The 1,199-nt window shown below is 46.4% G+C and carries 1 protein-coding gene; it reads left to right on the plus strand.

Going from position 1 to position 1,199, the window contains the following annotated elements:
• Positions 1 to 71 precede the first annotated feature (71 nt).
• A protein-coding gene (locus tag MN202_RS20490; protein ID WP_335737989.1) for an IS3 family transposase occupies positions 72 to 1,183 on the plus strand; the annotation gives its coding sequence in 2 pieces (ribosomal slippage) (positions 72 to 333 and positions 333 to 1,183; 1,113 coding nt in all).
• Positions 1,184 to 1,199 lie beyond the last annotated feature (16 nt).

Below are 1,199 nucleotides of genomic sequence, written 5' to 3' on the forward strand. Positions count from 1 at the left end.
GGTAATACCCCCTAAAAATAACTGACGTCAAAAGTAGAATTTTCTCGTAACATAAACGCAGGAGATTCTGCATGAAAACATCAAAATTTAGCGACAGCCAAATCCTGGCAATCTTAAAACAAGCCGAAGCCGGTGCACCTGTGCCAGAGCTGTGCCGTGAGCATGGCATGAGTTCGGCTACCTTTTATAAATGGCGCGCCAAGTTTGGCGGCATGGATGCGTCTATGATGGCCAGATTGAAAGAGCTGGAAACCGAAAATGCCCGGCTTAAAAAAATGTATGCCGAGGAGCGGCTAAAGGCTGAAATCCTCAAAGAGGCCATCGAAAAAAAGTGGTAAAGCCGTCGCGCCGACGGGAATTCGCGCAAAAGGCGGTGCAAAACCATTCCATTGCTATCAAGTTAGCGTGTGCCTTGTTTGGGCTTAGCGAAACCTGTTATCGCTATCAGGCCAAACTAAGTGACGAGAACGCGCTAATTGCTGACTGGCTGCTTCGACTAACGACAACGCACCGTAGTTGGGGCTTTGGTATGTGTTTTTACTTTTTACGCAACGTGAAACGCTTTAGCTGGAACCATAAACGGGTGCTTAGGATATATCGGGAGCTGGAGCTTAATCTGCGGATAAAGCCTAAGAAACGCTTAAAACGGGATAAACCTGATGCACTAGCCGTACCAGAGTCAATGAACCAGTGTTGGTCTATGGATTTTATGCATGACCAGCTTGAAGATGGCCGCAGCTTCAGGCTGCTCAATATCATTGATGATTTTAACCGTGAAGGACTGGCGATTGAGGTCGACTTCTCGCTGCCGGCAGAGCGTGTTATCCGCACTCTGAATCAAGTTATTGAATGGCGTGGCAAACCCAAGCAGATACGTAGCGACAATGGCCCGGAATATATCAGTGCTTTACTGGCTGAGTGGGCTGAAAAACATGATGTTGAACTGAAGTTTATCCAACCGGGCAACCCACAGCAAAACGCGTATGTGGAGCGGTACAACCGCACCGTTCGCTACGAATGGCTAAACCAATATTTATTCAACAGTATTGCCGAAGTACAAGATCATGCGACAGAATGGCTTTGGTTTTACAATAATGAACGACCAAACAAAGCAATTGGTGGCATACCACCGAAATACAAACAGGCTTTAATAACGCAACCTTCTACTTTCAGCGTCAATTAAAAATGGGTGTATTACC

The organism is Rheinheimera muenzenbergensis (assembly GCF_036984005.1).
GTDB lineage: Bacteria > Pseudomonadota > Gammaproteobacteria > Enterobacterales > Alteromonadaceae > Alishewanella > Alishewanella muenzenbergensis.